The 2,532-nt window shown below is 63.8% G+C and carries 2 protein-coding genes; one reads left to right on the top strand and one right to left on the bottom strand.

The features are described from left to right. Positions 1-1,669, top strand: a 1,669-nt coding sequence (locus EN935_RS30795) for a biotin/lipoyl-containing protein (RefSeq protein ID WP_127373954.1), incomplete at its 5' end; no start/stop codon positions are given. A gap of 90 nt (positions 1,670-1,759) precedes the next feature. On the opposite strand, the gene EN935_RS30790 is transcribed toward EN935_RS30795, so the two are convergent. Beyond that, positions 1,760-2,532, bottom strand: a 773-nt coding sequence (locus EN935_RS30790; RefSeq protein WP_164771480.1) for a branched-chain amino acid ABC transporter substrate-binding protein, incomplete at its 5' end; no start/stop codon positions are given.

Raw genomic sequence — 2,532 nt, 5'->3', positions numbered from 1 at the left:
GTCGGCGGCCTCGATCCGTGCCATGGGGTTGAAAGATGCCGCCAAGCGGCTGATGGAAAAGGCCGGCGTGCCGGTGGTGCCGGGCTATCATGGCGAGGCGCAGGAGATCGTGCTGCTTGCGTCCAAGGCACGCGAGATCGGCTATCCCGTGCTGATCAAGGCGCGCGCCGGCGGCGGCGGCAAGGGCATGCGCCGGGTCGAACACCCCGATGAGTTTTCCGAGGCACTGTCCAGCGCACGGCGCGAGGCGAAAGCCGCTTTCGGCGACGACCGCGTGCTGGTCGAAAAATATGTCGACAAGCCGCGCCATATCGAAGTGCAGGTGTTCGGCGACAATTTCGGCAATGCGGTGCATCTCTACGAGCGCGACTGCTCGGCGCAGCGCCGCCACCAGAAGGTGATCGAGGAAGCGCCCGCCCCTGGCATGACCGAGGCTTTGCGCAAAGCGATGACGGAGGCAGCGGTGAAAGCCGCCAAGGCGATCAATTATTCGGGCGCCGGCACCATCGAGTTCATCGTCGATGCCTCGCAGGGCCTGAAGGCCGACCGCTTCTGGTTCATGGAGATGAACACCCGCCTGCAGGTCGAGCACCCGGTCACCGAGATGGTCACAGGCACAGATCTCGTCGAGTGGCAGTTGCGGATCGCATCGGGCGAGAAGCTGCCGAAGATGCAAAGCGAGATCGCGCTCGCCGGCCATGCCTTCGAGGCGCGCATCTATGCCGAGGATGCGGCAAAAGGGTTCCTGCCGGCGACCGGCACGCTGCATCATCTGAAATTTCCGGATGCAACCCCCGAAGGCGCGACTATGCGCATCGAGACCGGCGTGCGGGCGGGTGACGCCATCTCGCCCTATTACGACCCGATGATCGCCAAGCTGGTCGTCCACGCAAAGGACAGGCAGGCGGCACTCGACGCGCTCGGTGCGGCGCTGTCGCGAACCGAGATCGCCGGTTCGACCGTGAACACCGCCTTTCTTGCCGCTCTCGCCGCCGATCCGGACTTTGCCGCAGGCGATGTCGACACCAGCCTGATCGCCAGGCACCAGACGGCGCTGACCGAGATCGCGCCGCCGACCGGCGAAACCATTGCTGCCGCGGCCGTTGCGGCCTCCGGCGCCGGAGCAGCGCCGCCATCCAACGATCCGTGGTCGTCGATTGCCGGCTATGCGCATTTCCACAGCGTGGCGCGACGCACACGGCTGAAGTTCGGCGAAGACGATATCGCGGCGAAGGTCTCGGTACGGCCGGACGGGCGATTCCAGGTCGCGCTGGACAAGCCTTATGACGACACCAATTCGCATGATTTTCGTGCCGCGCCACGCCTCGCCTGCTGGCCAGGCCACATCACGGTGTTCGAGGGTGCTGTTGGCTATACCTTCGCCGTGCCGGACCCACTGGCACGGGCCGATGATGCGGCGGCAGGCGCCGGCAGCCTGCGTGCGCCGATGCCGGGGCTGGTCAAGCTGGTGCGCGCGGCAATAGGCGATGCCGTGATCAAGGGCCAACCGCTGCTGATCCTCGAGGCGATGAAGATGGAGCACACCATCGCCGCGCCACATGACGGCGTGATCGCCGAGATCGCCACAGAGGGCGCGCAGGTCACCGACGGGACTGTGCTGGTGCGGTTCGTCGAGGACCAAAACGCCTCGACCGCAGCGGTGAGCTGACGATTCGGAAGATAAACGACAGGGCAAACAAGAAAATGGCCGGGACGAGCCCGGCCATTTCTCTATGCTATTCAGCCACCAGGGCAGCGATTACTGGGCAATCGGCGCGTATTTTCCGTCATGCCACTGGTTGATGTCGTAGCTGGCATTCTTGAGGTCGCCCTTCTCGTCGAAGGTGACATCGCCGACAACAGTGCTGATCGGCGTGCCGTTCTTCAACGCTTCGGCAACCTTGGCCGGATCGTCGCTGCCGGCGCGCTTGATGCCTTCAGCAAAAGCCTGGATGGTGGCGTAAGAGAACAGCGTGAAGCCCTCCGGCACGAAACCGCCGGCCTTGATCTTCTCGACGGCTGCCTTGGCTTCCGGCTTTGCCTGGGGATCCGACGGGAAGACGAACATGGTGCCCTCGCCGGCCGGGCCAGCGACCTGCCAGAATTCGGGCGAGGCGATAGAGTCCGGCATGATCAGCTGGAACTTCAGGTTCTGTTCCGCCGACTGACGCAGGATCAGGCCAGCTTCAGGATGATAGCCGCCGAAATAAACGACGTCGGCCTTCAAGTCCTTGAGCTTGGTGACGAGAGCCGAATAGTCCTTCTCGCCAGCGTTGATACCGTCATAATAGACCTCCTTGAGGCCGCCGGCATTCATGGTTGCCTTGACGGCGTCAGCCACGCCCTGTCCGTAGGCGCTCTTGTCATGCAGGACGACGACATTCTTGCCGGCAAACTTCTTGGCGATCCATGGGCCGATGAAGGCGCCCTGCGCATCGTCACGCGTATAAAGGCGCATGATCGTCGGCCAGCCGGCCTTGGCCGCCGCGTCTGTCAGCACCGGGTTGGAAGAAGCCGGGCTCATCATCAGAG

Origin of the sequence: Mesorhizobium sp. M7D.F.Ca.US.004.03.1.1 (genome assembly GCF_003998635.1) — a bacterium.
Taxonomy (GTDB): Bacteria; Pseudomonadota; Alphaproteobacteria; order Rhizobiales; family Rhizobiaceae; genus Mesorhizobium; species Mesorhizobium loti.
The sequence above is the reverse complement of the archived record's forward strand: the minus strand, read 5'-3'. Positions and strand labels throughout refer to the sequence as shown.